This window comes from Streptomyces cyaneofuscatus, from assembly GCF_042718795.1.
Taxonomy (GTDB): Bacteria; Actinomycetota; Actinomycetes; order Streptomycetales; family Streptomycetaceae; genus Streptomyces; species Streptomyces cyaneofuscatus_A.
The window spans coordinates 77,079-98,167 of sequence record NZ_JBHXOX010000022.1 but is presented as its reverse complement, the minus strand read 5'-3'; the positions used below and the strand labels follow the sequence as shown (position 1 = coordinate 98,167).

Sequence of the window (21,089 nt, the reverse complement as noted above, 5' to 3'; positions counted from 1 at the left end):
GAGGGGCGTGAGGACGACGCGGGGGCGCGAGGGTGATGCGGGAGGGTGCGAGAGCGATCCCACCCCGGGCAAATCCTTGATCGATGCGGGTTCGGCGGCCCGGCGGCGTTAGCGTGGTCGGTGCCGGCGGCGGGATCACGGGCCGCTCCGGCGGTGGCCCAGGGGTGGAGGACGACGTACATGCAGCTCAAAACCGGCGGAGCGATCGCGTGAGGATGCTGCACACCTCGGACTGGCACCTGGGCCGGTCCTTCCACCGCGTCCCGCTCCTCGACGCCCAGGCCGCCTTTCTGGACCACCTGGTGGCCACCGTCCAGCAGCGGGAGGTGGACGTGGTCCTCGTCTCCGGCGATGTCTACGACCGGGCCGTCCCGCCGCTCACCGCCGTCGAACTCTTCGACCGCGCGCTGCACCGGCTCGCCGCCATCGGCGTCCCCACCGTCATGATCTCGGGGAACCACGACTCGGCCCGCCGGCTCGGGGTCGGCGCCGGGCTCTTCGACCGCGCCGGGATCCACCTGCGCACCGACCCCGAGAGCTGCGCCACCCCCGTCGTCCTCACCGACGCCCACGGCGACGTCGCCCTCTACGGCCTCCCCTACCTGGAACCGGCCCTGGTCAAGGACACCCTCCGCGCCGCCAAGGCCGGGCACGAGGCCGTCCTGACCGCCGCCATGGACCGGGTCCGCGCCGACCTCGCCACCCGCCCCGCCGGAACCCGCTCCGTCGTCCTCGCGCACGCCTTCGTCGCGGGCGGCGAGCCCAGCGCCAGCGAGCGCGACATCACCGTCGGCGGGGTCGCCGCCGTCCCCGCCGGGGTCTTCGACGGCGCCGACTACGTGGCCCTCGGCCACCTCCACGGCTCCCAGCGCGTGACGAGCCGCGTCCGCTACTCCGGCTCCCCGCTCGCCTACTCCTTCTCCGAGGCCGACCACCGCAAGACCATGTGGCTGATCGAACTCGACGGCACCGGGGCCATCGCCGCCGAGGAGCGGATCGACTGTCCGGTCGAGCGCCCCCTCGCCCGGCTCCGGGGCCCACTGGACACCCTGCTGGAGGATCCGGCCCTGGAGCGCCACGAGCAGGCCTGGGTCGAGGCCACCCTCACCGACCCCGTCCGGCCCGCCGACCCCATGGCCCGCCTCGCCGCCCGCTTCCCGCACACCCTCAGCCTCGTCTTCGACCCCGAGCGGCCCCCCGAGGACCCGCTCGCCTCCTACGCCCAGCGCCTCCAGGGCCGCGACGACCACCAGATCGCGGAGGACTTCGTGGCCCACGTGCGCGGCGGCAGCGGACCCAGCGACCCCGAACGCGCCGTGCTGCGCGCCGCGTTCGACGACGTCCGGGTGGACGAGACCGTGCGCGAGGTGTCCCGTTGAGACTGCACCGCCTCACCCTCACCGCCTTCGGCCCGTTCGGCGCCACCCAGGAAGTCGACTTCGACGCGCTCTCCTCCGCCGGACTCTTCCTCCTTCACGGCCCGACGGGCGCCGGGAAGACCTCGGTCCTGGACGCCGTCTGCTACGCCCTGTACGGGGCCGTCCCCGGCGCCCGCCAGAGCCCCGGCGCCACCCTCCGCAGCGACCACGCACCGGTCGACCTGCCCACCGAGGTCCAACTGGAGCTGACGGTCGGCGGCCGCCGCCTCGAAGTCAGCCGCAGCCCCGCCCAGCCGCGCCCCAAGAAGCGCGGGGGCGGGTTCACGCAGGAGAAGGCCCAGAGCCGCCTGCGCGAGCGCGACCCCGAGGGAGCCTGGCAGGGCCTCAGCAAGTCGCACCAGGAGATCGGCGAAGAGCTGGCCCAGTTGATCGGCATGAGCCGGGACCAGTTCTGCCAGGTCGTGCTGTTGCCCCAGGGCGACTTCGCCCGCTTCCTGCGCTCCGACGCCGAGGCCCGCGGCAAACTCCTCGGCAAGCTCTTCGACACCCGCCGCTTCGCCGCCGTCGAGGAGCGCCTCGCCGAACTGCGGCGGGCCGCCGAGGCCCGGGTGAAATCCGGCGACGAGCAGATCCTCGCCCTCGGCCAGCGCATCGCCCAGGCGGGCGGCCCGGCGGCGACCGAGGCCGCGCCGCCGACCGTACGGGCGGGCGAACCGGGCCTGGCCGAAGAGGTCCTGGAGTGGGCCGCGATCGCGCGCAGCGCCGCCCGGGAACACCTCGACATCGCGCACGCGGTGGTCGCGGAGGCGGAGAACCGCCAACTCGCCGCCCGCAGCGCGCTGGACGCCGAACGCGAACTGGCCCGCCTCCAGGAGCGGTACGCCGAGACCCTGCGGCGCGCCGAGGCGCTGGAGGAGCGACGCCCCGAACACGACTCCTGCCAGCAGCAGTTGGAGCGCGCCCGGAAGGCGGACCGGGTGGCGCCGGCGCTGGAGCTGCGCGAGGAGGCCGAGCGGGCCTACCGGGCGGCGAGTGACGCCCTCGACCGGACCAGGGGCCGGCTGCCCGACGACCTGGCCGATGCGGGAGCCGACCAACTGGCCGAGCTGGAGCGGAGGTTCCAGCAGGAGCTGTACGCACTCGACGCGGCGCGAGAGGCCGAGGAGCGCAGCGCACGGATCGACGAGGAGCGCGTCCGGCTGAACCGGGAGGCCCAGGCCGACGACGAGCTGATCCGCGAGGCGGACGCGTGGCTCGCCGACTGGGGCACCACCCGAACGGCCCTCAAGGAGCGCATCGACGCCTCGCAGGAGGCCGCCACCCGCGCCGAACAGCTCGCCGGACAACTGGCCCCGGCCCGTCGCCGCCTGGACGCGGCCCGCCGCCGTGACGCGCTCGCCACCGACGTACAGCAGGCGGGTGAGCAGCTCGTCTCCGCACGTGAACAGGGACTGGAGGCGCGGGCGTTCTGGCTCGACGTGCGTGAACGCCGGCTGCGCGGCATCGCGGCGGAGCTGGCCGCCGGTCTCGTCGCGGGTGAGCCCTGTGCGGTCTGCGGGTCGGCCGAACACCCGGCCCCCGCCAGCCCCGGCGACGGCCATGTCGACCGTGCCGCCGAGGAGAAGGCCCTCGCCGCCCAGCGGTCCGCCGAGGAGGCCCGAGCCCGTGCGGAGCAGGAGCTCGGACTCGTACGCGAACGCCATGCGACGGCGGAGACGGAGGCCCGTGGCGACGACGCGTCCGTGACGCCCACCGTGGCCGAACTCCGCTCCCTCGTCGACCGGTTGACCGGCGAGCACGCCGACGCCCACCACCTCGCCGCCGCGACGAACCCCGCACGGGAAGCGCTCACCGCCGCCGAGCGTGAGCACGCCGAGCGGCTGGAGCAGCGGCAGGACGCGCACGGCAGGATCTCCGCCCGTACCGCCGCGCGCGAGGCACTCGACCGCGACCAGGCCCGCCTGGAGGACCAGATCACCGCCGCCCGGGGCGAGTCGGAGTCCGTCGCCGCGCACGCGGACCGGCTGACCCGCCGCGTCGCGCTCCTCGCCGACGCCGCCGAGGCCGTCCGCGCCGAACAGGACGCGGCCCAGCGCCGGAAGGAGGCCGACGACCGGCTCTCCGACGCGGCCTTCAAAGCCGGGTTCGACACCCCGCAGGCGGCCGCCGCGACGTTCCTCGGTGGAGCCGCTCAGCGCGACCTCCAGCACCGCATCGACGCCTGGCAGGCGGAGGCGGCGGCGGTCGCCGACCGGCGCACCGAACGGGACGCACGCGAAGCCGCCGAACGCCCGGCTGCGCAGGCCGCAGCGGCCGAAAGTGCCAACGAGACGGCGGAATGGCTGCTGCGCGAAGCCGCCTCGGCCCGCGCGGCCGCCCGCGACCGGTGCGCCGAACTCGACCGGCTCTCGGCTCAGGCGGGCGAGGAGGTGCGGCGACTGGGGCCGGTGCGTCAGGAGTACGAGCGGGTCGCCCGGCTCGCCGGTCTCACCGCGGGGACCTCCGCCGACAACGAACGCAAGATGCGCCTGGAGGCGTACGTCCTGGCCGCCCGCCTCGAACAGGTGGCGGCCGCGGCCACCGCCCGCCTGCAGCGGATGTCCTCCGGCCGTTACACGCTCGTCCACTCCGACGCCCGCACGGGCAGCCGCCGGGCGGGCCTCGGGCTCCATGTCGTGGATGCGTGGACCGGCAGCGAACGGGACACGTCGACGCTCTCCGGCGGGGAGACGTTCTTCGCTTCGCTGGCCCTGGCGCTCGGTCTCGCCGATGTCGTCACCGAGGAGGCCGGGGGCGTACGCCTGGACACCCTCTTCATCGACGAGGGCTTCGGCAGCCTGGACGACCAGACCCTCGACGAGGTGCTCGACGTGCTGGACTCCTTGCGGGAGCGGGACCGCAGCGTCGGGATCGTCAGCCACGTGGCCGATCTGCGCCGCCGCATCCCCGCGCGGCTCGAAGTGGTCAAGGACCGGCACGGATCGACGGTGCACCACCGCCTCTAGCGCCCCCAGGGGGGTGTCCCGCGCCTCCCGCGAGGTGCCCTCCGGCGCTTCAGCCGCCGATCGCGCGCCGGGGGAGCGGTGAGGAGTAGACGACGCTGGTGGTGACCGAACCGAGCGCGCCGATCCGGCCGGTCACCTCCTCCAGGTGCCGCATCGAGCGCGCCGTCACCTTGAGGACGAAGCAGTCGTCACCGGTGACATGGTGGGCCTCCACGATCTCCGGGGTCGTCTCCAGGAGATCGTGGAACGGCTTGTAGTTCCCGTTCGGATAGCGCAGCCGTACGAGGGCGAGGACCGGCAGTCCGAGCCGCTCGGCGTCGACCACCGCCGCGTAACCGCTGATCACCCCGGTCTCCTCCAGACGCCGCACCCGTTCCGTCACGGCGCTGGGGGACATGGCGACGGCGCGGGCGAGCTCGGCGAAAGTGGCGCGGCCGTCGCGCTGGAGGACATCGAGAATGCGCCAGTCGGTGGCGTCCGGGGAATAGTCGGTCACCCCACGGAGACAACAGGGAAATCCCCGGCGGATCAAGAGGAGCGCCGGGGAACTTCACTTCCTCGTCCCGGACGACGGTCATAGATTCATGGTCATGACCTCCCGGACCACGGCCACCGCCGTCAACTCCGTCCTGCGCGTCCCGCCCGCCTCTCCGGCCGCGGCGGCCGCCTACTTCGGCGCCTCACTCGCCTTCCACGCCGACGTCTCCGACGTCGCCACGGCACTCGCGGCCGACGGCGACCCCGGGTTCGTCGTGGTGGACTCCCGCTCCACCGCCTCCTGGGACCAGGGACACATCCCCGGCGCGGTACACCTGCCCACCGCCCTGATCCCCGACCAGGCTCCCCGGCTGCTGGAACCGGCCGTCCCGGTCGTCACGTACTGCTGGGGGCGGGGCTGTAACGGCGCCACCCGCGCCGCCCTGGCGCTCGCCCAACTCGGCTACCAGGTCAAGGAGATGCTCGGCGGCTTCGAGTACTGGGCGCGCGAGGGCTTCGCCTTCGAGACGTGGGAGGGCGGCGAACGGCGCGCCGCCGATCCGCTCACCGCTCCGGTCGACGCCGCCGAGTGCGGCTGCTGAGGCCTCGTCGCGCTCCACCACCGGCCGGGACCCGCTCCACCACCGGCCGGGACCCGCTCCGCGAGGGGGTCCCGGCCGGCGGGCGGGAGGGGTCAGAGCCGGGACAGCTCGTCCACCAGGTCGTCCAGGCCGAGCGACCCCTGGGAGAGCGCCGCCATGTGCCAGGCCTTGAGGTCGAACGCGTCGCCGTGCGCCGCGCGGGCGTTCTCCCGGCCGAGCAGCCACGCCCGCTCGCCCAGCTTGTAGCCGATGGCCTGGCCCGGCATCGACAGGTAGCGGGTCAGCTCGCTCTCCACGAAGTCGGCCGGCCGGCCGCTGTGGCTGCCGAAGAACTCCTGCGCCAGGTCCGGCGTCCAGCGCTCGCCCGGGTGGAACGGCGAGTCCGCCGGAATCTCCAGCTCCAGGTGCATGCCGATGTCCACGATCACCCGGCAGGCCCGCATCATCTGCGCGTCCAGATAGCCCAGGCGCCGCTCCGCGTCGGGCAGGAAGCCCAACTCGTCCATCAGCCGCTCCGCGTACAGCGCCCACCCCTCGGCGTTGGCGCTGACCTGGCCGAGCGACGTCTGGTAGCGGGAGAGGCTGTCGGCGACGTGCTTCCACTGCGCGATCTGGAGGTGGTGGCCGGGAACGCCCTCGTGGTACCAGGTCGAGACCAGGTCGTACACCGGGAAGCGGGTCTCGCCCATGGTGGGCAGCCAGGTGCGCCCGGGGCGCGAGAAGTCCTCGGAGGGGCCCGTGTAGTACGGGGCCGCGGCGCCGCCGGGCGGGGCGATACGGGACTCCACCCTCCTTACCCGTTCGGCCAGTTCGAAGTGGGTGCCGTCCAGCGCCTCGATGGCCTCGTCCATCAGGCCCTGGAGCCACTCGCGGACCTCCTCGACCCCTTCGATGTGCCGGCCGTGCTCATCGAGGTGGGCGAGCGCCTCCCAGGGGCCGGCGCCCGGAAGGATCTTCGCGGCCTCGGCCTTCATCTCGGCCAGCAGGCGGTGGTACTCCGACCACCCGTACGCGTACGCCTCGTCGAGATCGAGGTCCGTGCCGTTGAACTGGCGCGTCCAGCGGGCGTAGCGCTCCCGGCCCACCGTGTCGGGTGCTCCCTCGATCGCCGGGGCGTAGACGTCCCGCACCCAGTCCCGCAGGGACGCGAAGGCGGCGGTCGCGAGCCGGGCCCCCTCGGTCAGCTCCTGACGCAGGGCCTCCGGTGCTGGGGCGATGAACTCCGTGAAGAACGCGGTGTTCTCGCCGCCGCCGCTCCACTCCGTGAGCTGCCCGATGAAGGTGGCGGTCGCGCGGGGCCCGCCGTACAGCTTGCGCTCCAGGCCGAGTCCGAGCGAGGCCCGGTACCCCTCGACCGCGGCCGGGACCGCGCGCAGCCGTTCCGCGACCGCCGCCCAGTCCTCCTCCGTCTCGGTGGGGGTGACCGTGAAGACGCCGATGAGGCTGTGGGCGGGGGAGTGCAGGTTGGAGACGGCCCGCAGCCCCTCCTCCGCGTCGTGCACGGCGAGTTCCGCCGTCAGCCGCTCCCGCAGGAGCCGTCCGCAGCGGCGTTCCTCATCGCTGCCGGCGCCCGGCAGCCGCTCCGCGTCGTCCAGCTTCAGCAGCGTCGCGCGGATGAGGTCGGCGGCCGCGTCCTGACCGGCCGGTGAGAAATCGGGCAGGCGGCGCGAGCTTTCCGGAACACCCAGATAGGTGCCCGTGATGGGGTCGAGTTCGATGACTGCGTCGACGTAGGCGTCGGCGACCTGGCGGGGCAGCGCGCTGCTCGAAGTGTCTGACATGCGGACATCCTCCAACGGCGGGCCCCTTCCCGTCACCACCGCAGGAGGACGCACGTCCGAAAGACGATCACCGGCGGACCCTCTCGCCCGCGTTCTCGGGCGGACCGTCTCGTCGGCGTTCACGGACGGCCGTTCCCCGGCGGTCACGGGCGGACCGGCTCGCCCGGCGGCAGCAGCGGGCCGCACTCCCACTGCTGGAAGATCAGCCGGGTGTCCACCCGGGCCACCTCCCGGCGCGAGGTGAACTCGTCCAGGACCAGCCGCTGGAGATCCGCCGCGTCGGCCACCGCCACCTGGACCAGATAGTCGTCGGGGCCGGTGAGATGGAAGAGCGCACGGGACTCCGGCAGGGCCCGGATCCGGTCGACGAACGGGCCGATCAGCTCGCGTCGGTGCGGCCGGACCTGCACCAGCAGCAGCGCCTGGAGCCCCCGGCCGAGCTTCGCCGGATCCAGCCGGAGCTGATCGCCGAGGATGACGCCGGAGCGGCGCAGCCGGGTCACCCGGTCCAGGCAGGTCGAGGGAGCCACCCCCACCTCGGCCGCCAGCTCCCGGTAGGTGGTCCGTGCGTCGTTCTGCAACAGCCGCAGAATGTGCAGATCCACCGGATCCAGAGCGACAGAATCAGCCATACGGCGAACGTAACACGGTCTCCCCCCACTACGAGCCGGTAACTGTTCAGGCTGTTGTCATGGACAACGAAGTCTCGACGACGCCCCCTGCCCCCACCCCGTCCAGGGCGCTGGCCACCGAAGCCGTGCACGCCGGACGCGACGACCTCGCCTCCCTCGGCCTGCACGCCCCGCCGCTCGACCTGTCCACCACCTACCCCTCCTACGACTCGCGCGGCGAGGCCGAGCGGATCGACGCCTTCGCCACCACGGGCGCCCGGCCGGACGGCCCGCCCGTCTACGCACGGCTGGACAACCCGACCACCGGCCGCTTCGAGACGGCGCTCGCCCGGCTGGAGGGGACCGACAGCGCTGTCGCGTTCGCCAGCGGCATGGCGGCTCTCACGGCGGTCCTGCTGGCCCGCGCGAGCCTGGGGCTGCGCCATGTCGTCGCGGTCCGGCCCCTCTACGGGTGCAGCGACCACCTGCTGGGTGCCGGGCTGCTGGGCACCGAGGTGACCTGGACCGACCCGGCGGGCATCGCCGACGCGATCCGCCCGGACACGGGCCTGGTCATGGTCGAGACGCCGGCCAACCCCACCCTGGCCGAGATCGACATCCGGGCCGTCGCCCACTCCTGCGGCTCCGTGCCGCTCCTGGTCGACAACACCTTCGCCACGCCCGTGCTCCAGCGCCCCGTCGAACACGGCGCCCGGATCGTCCTGCACAGTGCCACCAAGTACCTCGGCGGCCACGGCGATGTGATGGGCGGCGTCGTCGCCTGCGACGAGGAGTGCGCCGCCCGGCTGCGCCAGGTGCGCTTCGCCACCGGGGGAGTGCTGCATCCGCTGGCCGGCTACCTGCTCCTGCGGGGCCTGTCCACCCTTCCGGTCCGCGTACGGGCCGCCTCGGCGAGCGCCGCCGAACTCTCGCGCAGGCTGACCGCCGACCCCCGGATCGCGCGGGTGCACTACCCGGAGATCGGCGGCGCGATGGTCTCCTTCGAGGTGTACGGGGACCCGCACGCCGTGATCGCCGGCGTACGGCTCATCACCCCCGCCGTCAGCCTGGGCAGCGTGGACTCGCTGATCCAGCACCCGGCCTCCATCAGCCACCGCATCGTGGAGGAGGGCGACCGGCAGGCGGCCGGGGTCGGTGACCGGCTGCTGCGCATGTCGGTCGGTCTGGAGGACGTCGAGGACCTCTGGGCCGACCTGTGCCAGGCGCTCAGCGACGGGCCCGTTCCACGGGCTCGGACCGCTGAGCGGGACGCGCGTCCGTCGGCTGAGCGGTCCGCTCCTCCGTCACACGCGTCGGCTCCGTCGCACGCGTAGGCTCCATCGCGCCGCCCGTCGGCTCCGTCACCCGCGCCGGCTCCGTTGCCCGCGTCAGTCGCGCGGTGATGACCAGGGTGCCTTCCTCGATCTGGTAGTCGAGGGGCAGCTCCAGGGCGCGCATCGCCGCGACCATGCCGGTGTTACGGGACTGGGTGACGGCGTACACGCTGTCGCAGCCCGCTTCCTCGGCGAGCTGCACCAGACGGCTGAGCAGCTCCGAACCGATGCCCCGGCGCTGCCAGTCGTCCTCGACGAGGAGGGCCACCTCGGTCTCGTCGCCGTCCCAGAGGAGGTGGCCGAGGGCCACCAGCTTGCCGGAGGTGGTCTGCACAGCCAGCGTACGGCCGAACCGCGGGCTCAGCAGGTGGTCCAGGTAGCGGTCCGCGTCCCCGACGGGTCCGTGGTAGCGCAGGCCCAGGGTGCGCGGGGAGCACCGGTCGTGCATGGCGCGGGCGGCGGCGAGATCGCTGCGGTCCGCGCGGCGCACGGTGATCGCGTTGCCCTCGGGCAGCGTGAGGATGTCCTCGCTACGGGGCACCCGCGGGCCGAGCCGGGCGTCCAGCTCCACCAGGGCGCGGGCCCGGGCGAACTCGGTCGGGGTGAACGGCAGATGGGGCCGCTCGACGGAGATGACGCCGCCGGACGGGTCTCGCAGGCGCATCACCGTCTCCTCCAGCACGCCTTCGACCGGGGCGCTCTCGCCGGTCGGGCGGCCGGTGACGGAGACGGCGGGCAGCGAGTGGATGGTGCATCGGCCGAGCAACTGGCGGAGGGCGAGCGGGAGTTCCGCCGCGTCGAGCGCCGTACGGGTGGCCAGCGAGAGCACCCGGGTCGGGGTGTCGACCAGATCGTGGGTGTCCGCCCGCTCGATCCAGGTGGCGGTGCCGCCCGCGCCCGAGATCTGCCGGGTCAGCTCCTGCGCCGGGAGGGATGCGGGCGCCCGCAGCAGGAACTCGTCGACCGTCCCGTCGGCCAGCGGGTGGGTCTGGAGCGTCAGGATGTCGATACGGAGCCGGGCGAGCACCAGGCACAGCGCGGCCAGACTGCCCGGGGCGTCGCGCACGGTCGTCCGCATCCGCCACAGGACCGTCCCCCCGGCCTCGGCTCCGGACCCGTCGATCGAGCCGGTGGCCTCGCCCGGCGTCGGATCGGACGCGGCCGGATCCGCCGGCGGGGGAGCGTTGCTGTGGCGCCGGGCCCACCACGTGTGGAACGTCGCCGTGGCCACCAGGGCCACGGCCGACGCCACGAGCAGATAGGGCCCGTCGGGCTGGTGCCCGATCAGATTGGCGATCGCGTCGGCCACGGCCACCGCCGTGAACAGCGCGGCCAGCTCGATCAGGTCCCGCCGCCAGTGGTGCGGACGGCGGGCGGTCTTCGCAGAGGTCACATCAGTCATATCCTTACTGTGGAGGACTGGTGTTGCCTGATCACGAACACCTTGTGACTGATGGGTTAAGTATGGATCTGATCACCTATCGTCGTTTTTCAGCCGTATTCTTCACCCCGTGAAAGTCTTCAACAGGCGGGCGGCCTGCCGGACGGTCTGCGAGGACCCCTTGCGTCCGGCCGTCGCGGCCAGCCCGGCGATCGGCTCGATCCCTTCCGTACCGCCGCGCTCGATCCCTTCTGTACCGCCGCGCTCGGCGCACTCCGCCGCCACGGCCAGCAGGTCCCCGATCCCCCGGGGCGCCTTCTCGTACGCCAGCAGGGTGGGCAGCGCCTTGGTGAGCACGCCCAGCACGGTCCGGTACGCCCCGGTGGCGGCCGCCGTCCGGACGGCGTCGGCCAGGCGGTTGACCTTGACCAGGTCGTGGTCGACGAGGACCCCCAGCTCACGCCCGAGCAGCGCCGGGTCCAGCCGCCCCTGAGCGGCCAGCACGAGGAGTGCGTCCACGGCGGATATCCGGTCCTCGGGGTGCCGTGCGCCCAGCCCGTACGCCAGGGCGAGGTGCACCGCGACACCCGCCTCGCCGCCCGTCTCCATCAGCGGCGGCAGGAACCAGGCCCCGCCCCTGGGCCCTTCGTCGGCGGTGTGCAGCAGATCCGCCATCAGCCAGGCGGCCAGGGTCTCCCCGTCCTCCGGCAGCGTGGCCGTCCAGTGCGGGCACTGCTCGGCGCCCCAGTGGTAGCAGGACCGGGCGTCGGGCACGTGCGGGCGGCCGAGCCAGTGGAAGGAGCGCGGGAACTCCTGCTGGATCACCAGCCGTTCCCTGGTGGCGAGCAGCACCTGCCGGACCCCCGACGCGGACCGCTGCCACCAGTTGCCCGCCGAGGGCCGGTCGCTGGTCAGCCCGTGCCGCAGGACGGGAGCCACCGGCTCGTCGGCCCGTATCCAGGCGGCCAGCCGGTCGCCGTGCGGCGTACCGAGCGCCGAGGCCGCATCGGCGGCCGCTGACGCACCGCTCCGGCGCACGCGCAGCAGCGCCTGGGAGAAGTCGGCGGGCCCCGGGGCGATGTCCAGACGCCGGTACGTCCGCAGCCGCTCGACCAGCTCCGCCGCGTCCAGCGCACCGGTGTGCCAGGTCGGCGTGGCGAGCAGGAAGGGGATCCGGTCGGTCACCACATCACCGGCAGCCTCCCACGCCCGGGCGAGCAGCACCCCGTTCAGCGCCGTATGGGCACACGTCCCGGTGCCGGTCCACCGGCTCTTCCCCTCGACGACGGCCTGATACGAGACCCGGCCGAGGAGCGAGCCCACCACCAGCGACAGCGCGTCGCTCGTCGTCAGATACGCCGGCTCGGGCTGCCGGTCGATTCCGTGCTCCAGGAACCACGTCCCGGCCAGGGCCTCCTCCAACGCCTCCGCCAGCCCGGTCCGGTCGGCGCGGGCCACGCGGACCAGCCCGTCCAGCGTGCGCTCGAAAGCGGAGATCCCGGACGCCGCGGCCAGGGCTCCCGGGGTGGAGCCCTGCCAGGAGCGCGACTTCAGCTGGGCCGCCACCTCCTCGACGAGCTCCGCCACGCTCCCCGGTGCCGGGTCCAGCCGGGACAGGACCGGCACGGGCGGCAGCAGCTCCTCGTACGGGCCGGCCAGCGCATCCTCCGAGGAGCCGTCAGCCCCGAACAGGGCGGTGACCGCCTCCCGGTGCAGCGGCCCCAACTGCGCTGCCGCGAACGACAGCTCCTCCCGCAGCGGCGCGTCATCGGCCGGAAGGTGGCGCGCGATCAGCTTGAGCGCCCGCTCCTGGAGGGCGACGTCCTCGTTCCCGAACGCCTCGGCGACCACCGGGAGCAGCTCACCCGCCGTCGATGCGTCCCGGCTCAGCACCTTCCCCAACAGGATCAACTGGCTCCGCACCAGCTTCTTCTCCCGGCGGAAGAGGACCGAGCCCGACACCTCGGAGAGATCCGCGGTGGACAGCTCGCCCCGTGCGTCCAGCCGCGCGAGCACGTCCTGGGCATGGGAGGCCACCACGGAGATGCCGTCCGCCGCCATGGCCGTCCAGTCGCGGAGGTGGGCTCTCTCCTCGTCCTCCGTGATGCTCAGCTGCTGGAGCACCGTGAGGAAGAACCGCTGGTCACCGGTCTTTCCGCCGCGCACCAGGCGGGTCACGCACCGTTCGGCCAACTGCGACCGGTCGAGCACGCCCTCCTCGGCGAGCACGCGCAGCGCGGCCGGCCAGTGGTCGGTCGAGTCCGGTGTGTCGTACCAGCCGACCTGCGGCGGAAGCTCCCGCGTCTCGAAGAGCCGGGGCGCGAGCACGGCGACGTGCGGGTCCGAGCGCAGGAGGTCGACCAGCGGCACCCGGCGGCCGGACCTGCCGTGCCACCGTGCCGTACTGATCCGCTCGGCCCAGCCCTCCACGAGACTGTCCGTCGTCGGGATCGGGCATCCGGCCATCCGCACCAGCTCGCTGATGAACGTGTACTCCGCCTCCGAGTTCAGCGACTTCGCCGCCAGCCGGTGGGCGAGATCGCCGAGCCAGGCCGGATCGCGATCGCCCAGCGCCACCAGGATCAGCGGATACGGGGACCTCGACCAGCTACGCAGGTCACGGCCGCCGATCCAGGTGGCACAGCCCGCCGCCCCCGTGTGGCAACCGGCCCCGGCCACCTGAAGGGCCTTGCGGATCTTGTCCTGCCGCTGCCAGTCCCAGCCCCGGGCCTCCTTGCGCAGCTCCTTCAACTCGGCCAGTGCCGCTCTGCGCCCGGCCCGGTCCAGCCGGAGCACCAGCGCCGGGACCTCGCGGTGCGCTCCCGCGCGTACCGCGGTGAGCAGGTCGGTCATCGCACACCTCCGGTGACCGTCGCACCGCGCCGGACCATCGTCACGGCCAGGGCGTGTTTGCAAGGGCCCCGCTTCCCCCGGTAGTCCGCCCACCACTGGCAGGTGCAGGTGAGGGCCCCCTCGCTCTCGCGCACCTGGTAGCGCCGGTCGCCGGAGGCCACGTACGCCAGCGGTCCGTCCAGCGACACCGCCCCCGCACCGGCCAGCTCGCGGGCGGCGACCAGACGCGGGTTGTGGCGCTCGGCCCGGTCCGCGTCGTAGGGCAGTTCGCGGTGGAAGTAGGCCGCGTCCGCCAGGTCGTAGCCGACCCGGCCCGCCGTGCCGAGCCGGGTGAGCGCGGCCCGTACCCGCTCGACGCTCAGCCCCGACCGCTCGGCCAGCGTGGCGGGTTCGATCACGGGCTCCCAGGCGAGCAGGACGGAGACCAGCTCGGCGTCGGCCGCCGCCTCATCGGTGGCCAGCGCCTCCAGGACCCCGCCCTCACCCGAGAACCCGCGCGAGGCGTCCGGTGACAGCGTCAGCGTGAGCCGCATACCCGGCAGGACCACCTCCCAGGCGCTCGCCACCGGCGCGCCGTCCGCCACCGGAGGCCCGTACACCCGCAGCGCCGTCGCGTGCCGCAGCACCCGCTGCAACGCCACCAGCCGCTCGGGCCCCGGCAGGCACACCGCCCCCGGCACCGGCCGGGTCGTCGGCCGCAGGGCGGAGCCGGAGGCCACCACCCACTGCGCGCCCCGCGCCGCGTTGCCCGAACCACGCGGCAGGGACCGCAGGAACGCCACCGCCTGGGCCGCCGACAGCTCGGCCCGCAGATCGAACCCGGCCGAGGCCACCTGCGCCTCGGCGAACCCCCGCAGCCACCGGTCCGGCAGCGGCACCTTCTTCTCCACCACCGGCCCGTCCAGCGTGGTGACCGCCAACTCCTCGGGGCCCACCCGCAGATGCAGCGGGTCGTCCGCCGTTATCCGCGAAAGGGCGTCCCGCAGCGGATTGTTGACGTCCACATTGGTCGTGCCGTGGCCCGTCCGCGCCCCCTCCAGCCCTTCCTGGAGCACGTCGAGGCGCGCGTACACCCCGCAGCAGCCGGAGAACGACTCGAACCGCAGCCGGTCCCCGTTCCCCGTCACCACCGGGTCCAGGGAAGCGGCCAAGGTGCGCTGGTAGTACCGGGCGGCGGCCACGTCGGCCACCGCCAGCAGGCCTCGGGCGGCGATGCGCGGGGCGGAGAGGAATCCGGCGAAGAACCGCGGATGCGCCTGTGCCCCGCGCGGGGTGAGGCCGCCCGCGGTCTCCAGACCGAGGGAGGCCTCCACCTGCGAGGACTCCAGGGCGGACGGGCGTGCGTAGGCCAGGGCCTGAACGGATCGGGTCATGGAGAAAACGGTAGGACCCACCACTGACAACGGACCCTGGCGCAGCCGTACGCGCAGGTCAGCGGCGTCCCCTCACCGACCTGTCCTAGCGGGTCAGCGGTGCTCCCTCGCTGACCTGTCCACGCGGGTCAGCGGCGCCCCCTCACTGACCGACGCGGCCCGGCCGCAGCACCTTGGTGAACAGCACCCCGCCCCCCTCCGCGCGCAGACGCACCGTCAGATTCGCGCTGTCGCCGTCGATCTCGACCTCCCCGAAGAACTGCGGCGACTCCATCGGCGACACATTGGCCCGGTCCGGCGCCCGCACGAAGACCCGGTCCGGCCCGAACGTACCGTCCAGCGCGTTGGCCGGAAATCCCCCTGCCGCGAGCGGCCCCGAGACGAACTCCCAGAACGGGGCGAAGTCCTTGAACGCCGCCCGCTCCGGGGCGTAGTGCTGCGCCGAGGTGTAGTGCACATCGGCGGTCAGCCACACCGTGCCGGTGACCTTGCGGTGCTTGATGAACCGCAGCAGCTCGGCGATCTGCAGCTCTCGCCCGAGCGGAGCGCCCGGATCGCCCTGGGCCACCGCCTCGAAGTCCGTCGCCCCGTCCGGCACCACCAGACCGAGCGGCATGTCGGCCGCGATCACCTTCCACACCGCGCGGGACTGGGCGAGGGAGCGTTTCAGCCAATTCAACTGCTCAGCACCGAGGATGCCGGTCGTATCGTCGGCCTGCCGGTTGGGAGAGTTCCGGTTCCGGTGCGAGCGCATGTCGAGCACGAAGACGTCCAGCAACGGCCCGTGGTGGACGGCGCGGTACATGCGCGAGCGCCGCGAGGACGAACCGTACGAGCCGTGCGAACCGTACGAGCCGTGCGGCGTCGACACCGGGAAGTACTCCTGGAAGGCGCGCGCGGAGCGGGCCGCGAGGATGTCGACGTTCTTCTCGGTGTAGCGCGCGTCGTCGAGGATCTGGCCGGGGTACCAGTTGTTGCGCACCTCGTGGTCGTCCCACTGGACGACGGAAGGAACCTGCGCGTTGAAGCGCCGGACGTTGCGGTCGAGCAGGTTGTAGCGGAAGTTCCCCCGGTACTCGTCCAGCGTCTCGGCGACCTTGGCCTTCTCCTCGGTCATGACGTTGCGCCACATCCTGCCGTCGGGCAGCGTCACGCTCGGCTGGAGCGGCCCGTCCGCGTAGACGGTGTCGCCGCTGCACAGGAAGAAGTCCGGGTCGAGGCGGCGCATCTCCTCGTACACGCGGTAGCCGCCGATGTCCGGGTTGATGCCCCACCCCTGCCCCGCGATGTCCCCGGACCACAGGAAGCGCACCCCGTCACGGCGCCGGGCCGGAGTGGTACGGAATGTTCCGTACACCGGTTTTCCCGTACGGCGTGGATCGCCCGGATCGGCCAGCGTGACGCGGTAGTGCACCTGCTCGCCCGCCGGAAGGCCGTACAGGGGAGTGGTGCCGGTGAGGTCCGACCCCGGGCCGATCAGCGGCCCGTACCAGCGCCGGGCCCGGCGGAAGGACTCGGTCGCCGCGGTCTCCACGAGCATCCGGGCGGGCCGGTCGGAGCGCACCCACACCAGCGCCGACGAGGCGGTGACGCTCCCCACCTGCACGCCCCATGCCGCCTCCGGCCGTCCCGCCAGCGCCAGGGCGGGAGCCGCGCCGACGGCCGTGGGCAGGGCGGCCGCCGCCGGGACGAGCAGCGAGCCCCGCAGAACGGTACGGCGGCCGGGCGAGGGGATGTGCGGACGGTGCGGCATCGACGTGCCTCCAGGACGGTGGGCGAAACGTTGGGAACAGGCAGAACGTGCGGAACGGGTGAAAACGGTCGGACGGACACCGAGCCGGGGGCGGCCGCAGCGCTCCGCCGGGCCGGAGCCGGTCTCCGCTCCCATGCCTAGTGGGTCGCGGAAGCCGCCGTCCCAACGCCGGGTGAACGGGGCCGGTCCGATGAGCCGTCAGGCACGAGCACCCGCACCCGGCCCCTGCGCGGCCGCGAGCAACCCGACGCCCCGGGCGATCTCACCCGCCCCCAGATGGGCGTAGCCGAGCACCAGCGCCACCGTGCCGTCCTCGGGCCCGGCGTCCCCGCAGTCGCTCAGTGGCCGCAGCGCGATGCCCGCCCGGTCCGCGCGGCTCAGGAACGCGCCCTCGGGGCCGTACCGCTCGGGCAGCCGCGCGATGATGTGCAGCCCGGCGGCGATGCCGCTGACCTCCGTGCCCGGGAAGCGCTCACCGAGCGCGGCCACCAGGGCGTCGCGGCGCTCCCGGTAGGCACGTTGACAGCGGCGCAACTGCCGGTCGTAGGCGCCGCGCACGATGAAGTCGGCCAGCACCGCCTGGTCGATGGCGGGATTGCCGAGGTCCATGGTCCGCTTGCGGGCGACGATCCGCTCGGTCAGCGCGGCGGGAGCGATCAGCCAGCCCAGCCGCAGCCCCGGGGCCAGTGACTTGCTCACCGACCCGGTGTAGACGACACGCTCCGGGTCGAGCCCCTGCAACGCCCCCACCGGCGCCCGGTCGTAGCGGAAATCCCCGTCGTAGTCGTCCTCCATGATCACGGCGTCCGCCTCGCGCGCCCAGTCGAGCAACGCACGCCGGCGCTCGGCGGAGTAGGCGATTCCGGTGGGGAACTGGTGCGCCGGCGTGGTCACCACGGCGCGCACGCCGGAGCGCCTCAGCGGATCCAGCGCCACCCCCTCCGCGTCGAGAGGCAGCGGGGTCGCGCCCAGGCCGGTCGCCGCGAACAGCGACGCGTGCTCCGGGCTCCCCGGGTCCTCCACCCCGACGGAGGCCAGGCCCTGCTCCCGCAGTACGAAGCCGAGCAGCGTCGTCGCCTGCGCGACCCCCGAGCAGACCACCAGCCGCTCGGGATCGGCCACCACCCCGCGCCGCCGCGCCAGCAGTCCGGCCAACGCCTCACGCAGCTCCGGCAGCCCGCGCGGATCGGGGTACCCCAGCGCGCTGTGCGGCAGCCGGCCGAGCACCGTCCGCTGGGTGGCGGCCCACGCGGCGCGCGGGAAGAGCGAGAGGTCGGGGACGCCCGGCCGGAAGTCCACCAGCGCGCCCGGCGCGCGCGGCGCCAGGTCCCGTACGGAATGCGCCGCCGCGCGCACTCCGTCGCTCACCCAGGTTCCCGCGCCCTGCCCGCTGCGCAGATAGCTCTCGGCGGTCAGTTGCTCGTACGCCTCGGTGACCAGCCCGCGCGACACCCCGAGATCCGCGGCGAGTTCCCGGCTGGACGGCAGCCGGGTACCCGCCGCCAGACGGCCCGAGCGCACCGCCTCACGCAGCGCGGACCGGAGCGCGCGCCCCCGCCCGCGCGCCGGCGCGGCAGCGGCGGGCAGCAGCAACTCCCAGGCGGGAGAAGTGGAATCGAGACCACCGGAGCCGCCCCGGCCGCTCCCATCGGTCGAATTGGTCCCCGAAGACGTCATGGAAGTGGACCTTAAACCGGTCCGGCCCCGAACCTAGCGTCACCTTCATGAACGCGAACTCTCTGCGCGGGGCCCTCCTGGCGGCCTTCGCCTGTGTGCTGGTGGGGGCCTCCTTCACCGCCAACAGTGTCCTCGGCGACTACCCGTACGCGGGCGGCCAGGCGCTCCGCTACGGCCTGGCCGCCCTGCTGCTGGCCGCTCTGCTGCGACGCGGCCCCGACCCCGTCGCCGTACCGCTCCGAAGTCTCTCCGGGCGCCACTGGATGCGGCTCGGCCTGCTCGCCGCGGTCGGGATGGTCGGCTTCAACCTGGCGATCCTGGCGGCGGAACGGACCGCGGAGCCGGCTGTTCCGGGCGTCTTCGTCGGCTGCGCGCCCATCGTCGTCGGCGTCCTGGTCCCCCTCCTGGAGAACCGCCGCCCGTCCCGTGCCACCTTGTACGCCGCCGGGCTCGTCGCCGCCGGAGCGTTCACGGTCCAGGGCTGGGGGCGCACCGACCTGGCGGGCATCTGCTGGTCGGTGGGCGCGCTGGCGGGCGAGACCGGCTTCGCGGTGCTGGCCGTCCCGGTGCTGCGACCGCTCGGCCCGAAGCTGCTCGCGGCCACCGTGTGCGCGATCGCCGCCGTACAGTCCACGCTGCTCGGGCTGGTGCTGGACGGCACCGCGTTCCTGCGGGTGCCGACACCGGCCGAGACGACAGCCCTGCTCTGGCAGGCCGTCGTCGTGACCGTGATCGGCTTCGTCTGCTGGTACATCGGCATGCAGCGCATCGGAGCCGAACGCGCCACCCTCTTCTCCGGTCTCATCCCGGTCTCCGCCGCGCTGACGGCGCCGCTCGTCGGAGCCGGGACGTACGGTCTGGCCCAGGGCGCGGGGAGCCTGCTCGTCGGCGCCGGCGTGGCGTTCGGCTCAGGCGTCCTGCGGCGCCGCGAGGCGGCCGGGCCGGTGCAGCGTCCCGTCCCCGTCCCCGCCGCGGCTGGTGTCGAGGATGACGCGGGCCACCAGGGCCGGGTCGTCGTTCATGGGCACGTGCCCGCAGCCGGGCAGCCGCACGAGCCTGGCCTCCGGGATCACGTGCTTGGCGCGGACGCCCTGCCTCCGGAGCAGGATGCGGTCGCGGGTGCCCCAGGCGACGGTGACGGGGATGCCCTGCACATCGTGGGTGAAGGAGACGCTCCCGCCGGCGGCCAGCGTCTGGTGGAAGCCGGTCGCTCCCCGCAGGGCCAGGGTCTCGGCGACGACGGCCTCGGGTGAACGCCTGCCGGGCCGGGCGTAGATCGTGCTGGTCAGCGCCGTCCGCCCGGCCGCGCTGCGCGACAGCCGCTCGATCGCGGGCACCGGGAGTGCCAGCGCGGCGCGGCGCATCGCCCGCAGGGTCGTGAAGGCGTAGCGGCGCTCCGGCTCGTTCCAGAAGCCCGCGGGCGACAGCGCGGTCACCGACCGGACGAGCCCCTTCCGTCCCAGCTCCAGTGCGAACAGGCCCCCGAGGGAGTTCCCGGCCACATGCGGACGGTCCAGGCCGAGCGTCTCGAAGAGGGCCCCGAGGACCGGAACGAACGCGTCCAAGGTGTACGGGACTCCGTCCGGCAGCCCCGGGGACGCGCCGAAGCCGGGCAGGTCGAGGGCTATCACCTCGCGCTCGGCGGCCAGGATCCGCGTCACCGGGTCCCAGGCCCGGTGGTGGTGGCCGATGCCGTGGAGCAGGACCAACGGCTCACCCGCACCGATCCGTTCGTACTCCACCGACACCGGACGGGGGTCGTGCGCCGAATCGACGGTGAAGGAGACCGTGGTGGTCATGGAGCTGCTCCCTGGGAGTGGGTATACGTCGCGTCAACAACAATTACCGTCCAGTAGCTTGGAGTTCAAGTGCTGGGGCGATTCCCGCTGGACACCACCGGGCGTGTCGGCTGGGATGGACCGGTGACAGCCGACCCCGCGACCGACGTCTTCGAGGCGCACCGGCCCGTCCTCACCGGCGTCGCCTACCGCATGCTCGGCCGTGTCGCCGACGCCGAGGACGTCGTGCAGGAGGCATGGCTGAGATGGTCGTCCGTCACCCAGGAAGGCGTCCGCGAGCCGAGAGCCTTCCTCGTGCGGATCACCACGCGGCTGGCCATCGACCGGCTGCGCCACCTGAAGTCGCGCCGTGAGGCGTACGTCGGTCCCTGGCTCCCCGAACCGGTGGCCACGGACTTCGGGCCGACCGTGCCCGACGCGGCGGAACGGGCCGTCCTCGCCGACTCCGTCTCCCTCGCCGTGCTGGTCGTCCTCGAATCGCTCTCGCCGCTGGAGCGCGCCGTCTTCGTGCTCCGGGAGGCCTTCGGCTTCCCGTACGCCGAGATCGCCGCCGCTCTCGACCGCACCGAGGCGGCCGTCCGACAGCTCGCCGGACGCGCCAGGCGCCATGTGGACGAACGCAAGCCGCGCTACGACGTCGACCCGGGGGAGCGACGGGACCTCACCGAGCGGTTCCTGGCCGCCGCGTCCGGCGGCTCCATCGAGCAGCTGATGGCACTTCTGGCACCGGACGTCCGGCTCGTCAGCGACGCGGGCGGCAAGGCGAAGGCGGCGCTGCGGGTCATCGAGAGTGCCGACAAGGTCGGCCGGTTCCTCGCCTCGGTCGGCCGGGAGGTGGGGCCGGACTGGGACCTGCGCGTCGCGGAGTTCAACGGCGGACCGGCTGTGGCGTGCTTTGTCGGAGGAAAGCCGGATACCTTCTTCCAGGTCGAGGTCCGGGACGGTGCCATTCAATGCATCTATATCGTTCGCAATCCGGACAAGCTCTCCGGACTGTCCGCCGTGTAGCCGCCCACGCTTTCCGGCCAACGCGAATCCGGATGATCTCCTTCCGTGGCTGACCG

Annotated in this window: 14 protein-coding genes and 1 pseudogene; 6 read left to right on the top strand and 9 right to left on the bottom strand. The window is 73.5% G+C overall.

Annotation, left to right across the window (positions count from 1 at the left end; all coding sequences use genetic code 11):
* The first annotated feature begins 209 nt into the window (after positions 1 to 209).
* Together ACFWRT_RS24685 and ACFWRT_RS24680 are read left to right on the top strand one after the other, a co-directional pair.
* The gene (locus tag ACFWRT_RS24685) at positions 210 to 1,379 is read left to right on the top strand and encodes an exonuclease SbcCD subunit D (protein ID WP_380952461.1); all 1,170 of its coding nucleotides are present in this window, start codon (positions 210 to 212) and stop codon (positions 1,377 to 1,379) included.
* Complete coding sequence (locus tag ACFWRT_RS24680) at positions 1,376 to 4,384, top strand: AAA family ATPase (protein ID WP_380952462.1); 3,009 nt, start codon at positions 1,376 to 1,378, stop codon at positions 4,382 to 4,384. Before ACFWRT_RS24685 ends, ACFWRT_RS24680 begins: the two co-directional genes overlap by 4 nt.
* A 49-nt stretch (positions 4,385 to 4,433) precedes the next feature.
* Here ACFWRT_RS24680 and ACFWRT_RS24675 read toward each other — a convergent pair whose 3' ends face one another.
* A complete protein-coding gene (locus ACFWRT_RS24675) occupies positions 4,434 to 4,880 on the bottom strand; it encodes an Lrp/AsnC family transcriptional regulator (protein ID WP_380952463.1) in 447 nt (148 codons plus the stop codon).
* Positions 4,881 to 4,968: 88 nt separating this feature from the next.
* On the opposite strand from ACFWRT_RS24675, the gene ACFWRT_RS24670 reads away from it, so the two are divergent.
* On the top strand, positions 4,969 to 5,463 hold the full coding sequence (locus ACFWRT_RS24670; RefSeq protein ID WP_380952464.1) for a rhodanese-like domain-containing protein: 495 nt from the start codon (positions 4,969 to 4,971) through the stop codon (positions 5,461 to 5,463).
* Positions 5,464 to 5,555: 92 nt separating this feature from the next.
* On the opposite strand, the gene ACFWRT_RS24665 is transcribed toward ACFWRT_RS24670, so the two are convergent.
* Both ACFWRT_RS24665 and ACFWRT_RS24660 read right to left on the bottom strand, forming a co-directional pair.
* Positions 5,556 to 7,244 carry a DUF885 domain-containing protein gene (locus ACFWRT_RS24665; RefSeq protein ID WP_380952465.1) on the bottom strand — a complete coding sequence of 563 codons (1,689 nt, stop codon included), beginning with the start codon at positions 7,242 to 7,244 and terminating at the stop codon, positions 5,556 to 5,558.
* A 143-nt stretch (positions 7,245 to 7,387) separates the two neighbouring features.
* A complete protein-coding gene (locus ACFWRT_RS24660) occupies positions 7,388 to 7,876 on the bottom strand; it encodes an Lrp/AsnC family transcriptional regulator (RefSeq protein WP_380952466.1) in 489 nt (162 codons plus the stop codon).
* A 59-nt stretch (positions 7,877 to 7,935) separates the two neighbouring features.
* Between ACFWRT_RS24660 and ACFWRT_RS24655 the strand changes: the two genes are divergently transcribed.
* A complete protein-coding gene (locus ACFWRT_RS24655; RefSeq protein WP_380952467.1) occupies positions 7,936 to 9,189 on the top strand; it encodes a trans-sulfuration enzyme family protein in 1,254 nt (417 codons plus the stop codon).
* On the opposite strand, the gene ACFWRT_RS24650 is transcribed toward ACFWRT_RS24655, so the two are convergent.
* From ACFWRT_RS24650 to pdxR, 5 genes are all read right to left on the bottom strand, one after another.
* Entirely contained in the window at positions 9,083 to 10,582 is a 1,500-nt protein-coding gene (locus tag ACFWRT_RS24650) for a GNAT family N-acetyltransferase (RefSeq protein WP_380952527.1), read from the bottom strand. The two genes, ACFWRT_RS24655 and ACFWRT_RS24650, sit on opposite strands and share 107 nt — an antisense overlap.
* Before the next feature lie 111 nt (positions 10,583 to 10,693).
* Positions 10,694 to 13,423, bottom strand: a complete 2,730-nt coding sequence (locus ACFWRT_RS24645) for a DUF7825 domain-containing protein (RefSeq protein WP_380952468.1) — start codon at positions 13,421 to 13,423, stop codon at positions 10,694 to 10,696.
* Positions 13,420 to 14,796 (bottom strand): SWIM zinc finger family protein, encoded by a 1,377-nt coding sequence (locus ACFWRT_RS24640; RefSeq protein ID WP_380952469.1) that lies wholly within the window; start codon positions 14,794 to 14,796, stop codon positions 13,420 to 13,422. The genes ACFWRT_RS24645 and ACFWRT_RS24640 overlap by 4 nt, the downstream gene beginning before the upstream one ends.
* Before the next feature lie 142 nt (positions 14,797 to 14,938).
* Positions 14,939 to 16,549, bottom strand: a complete 1,611-nt coding sequence (locus ACFWRT_RS24635; RefSeq protein ID WP_380952470.1) for an alkaline phosphatase D family protein — start codon at positions 16,547 to 16,549, stop codon at positions 14,939 to 14,941.
* Positions 16,550 to 16,747: 198 nt separating this feature from the next.
* Entirely contained in the window at positions 16,748 to 18,226 is a 1,479-nt protein-coding gene (gene pdxR / locus ACFWRT_RS24630; protein WP_380952471.1) for a MocR-like pyridoxine biosynthesis transcription factor PdxR, read from the bottom strand.
* Between the two features lie 47 nt (positions 18,227 to 18,273).
* Between pdxR and ACFWRT_RS24625 the strand changes: the two are divergent.
* Positions 18,274 to 19,119: pseudogene (locus ACFWRT_RS24625) on the top strand (DMT family transporter); the annotation flags it as partial.
* Positions 19,120 to 19,134: 15 nt separating this feature from the next.
* Here ACFWRT_RS24625 and ACFWRT_RS24620 read toward each other — a convergent pair.
* The gene (locus ACFWRT_RS24620; RefSeq protein ID WP_380952472.1) at positions 19,135 to 20,025 is read right to left on the bottom strand and encodes an alpha/beta fold hydrolase; all 891 of its coding nucleotides are present in this window, start codon (positions 20,023 to 20,025) and stop codon (positions 19,135 to 19,137) included.
* A gap of 123 nt (positions 20,026 to 20,148) precedes the next feature.
* Between ACFWRT_RS24620 and ACFWRT_RS24615 the strand changes: the two genes are divergently transcribed.
* Positions 20,149 to 21,033 (top strand): RNA polymerase sigma-70 factor, encoded by an 885-nt coding sequence (locus ACFWRT_RS24615; protein WP_380952473.1) that lies wholly within the window; start codon positions 20,149 to 20,151, stop codon positions 21,031 to 21,033.
* The last annotated feature ends 56 nt before the right edge of the window (positions 21,034 to 21,089 follow it).

Coding starts and splice junctions, on each gene's coding strand:
- ACFWRT_RS24640 (WP_380952469.1), bottom strand. CDS start 14,796: ATGACCCGATCCGTTCAGGCCCTGGCCTACGCACGCCCGTCCGCCCTG.
- ACFWRT_RS24620 (WP_380952472.1), bottom strand. CDS start 20,025: ATGACCACCACGGTCTCCTTCACCGTCGATTCGGCGCACGACCCCCGT.
- pdxR (WP_380952471.1), bottom strand. CDS start 18,226: ATGACGTCTTCGGGGACCAATTCGACCGATGGGAGCGGCCGGGGCGGC.
- ACFWRT_RS24635 (WP_380952470.1), bottom strand. CDS start 16,549: ATGCCGCACCGTCCGCACATCCCCTCGCCCGGCCGCCGTACCGTTCTG.
- ACFWRT_RS24655 (WP_380952467.1), top strand. CDS start 7,936: ATGGACAACGAAGTCTCGACGACGCCCCCTGCCCCCACCCCGTCCAGG.
- ACFWRT_RS24665 (WP_380952465.1), bottom strand. CDS start 7,244: ATGTCAGACACTTCGAGCAGCGCGCTGCCCCGCCAGGTCGCCGACGCC.
- ACFWRT_RS24670 (WP_380952464.1), top strand. CDS start 4,969: ATGGTCATGACCTCCCGGACCACGGCCACCGCCGTCAACTCCGTCCTG.
- ACFWRT_RS24660 (WP_380952466.1), bottom strand. CDS start 7,876: ATGGCTGATTCTGTCGCTCTGGATCCGGTGGATCTGCACATTCTGCGG.
- ACFWRT_RS24645 (WP_380952468.1), bottom strand. CDS start 13,423: ATGACCGACCTGCTCACCGCGGTACGCGCGGGAGCGCACCGCGAGGTC.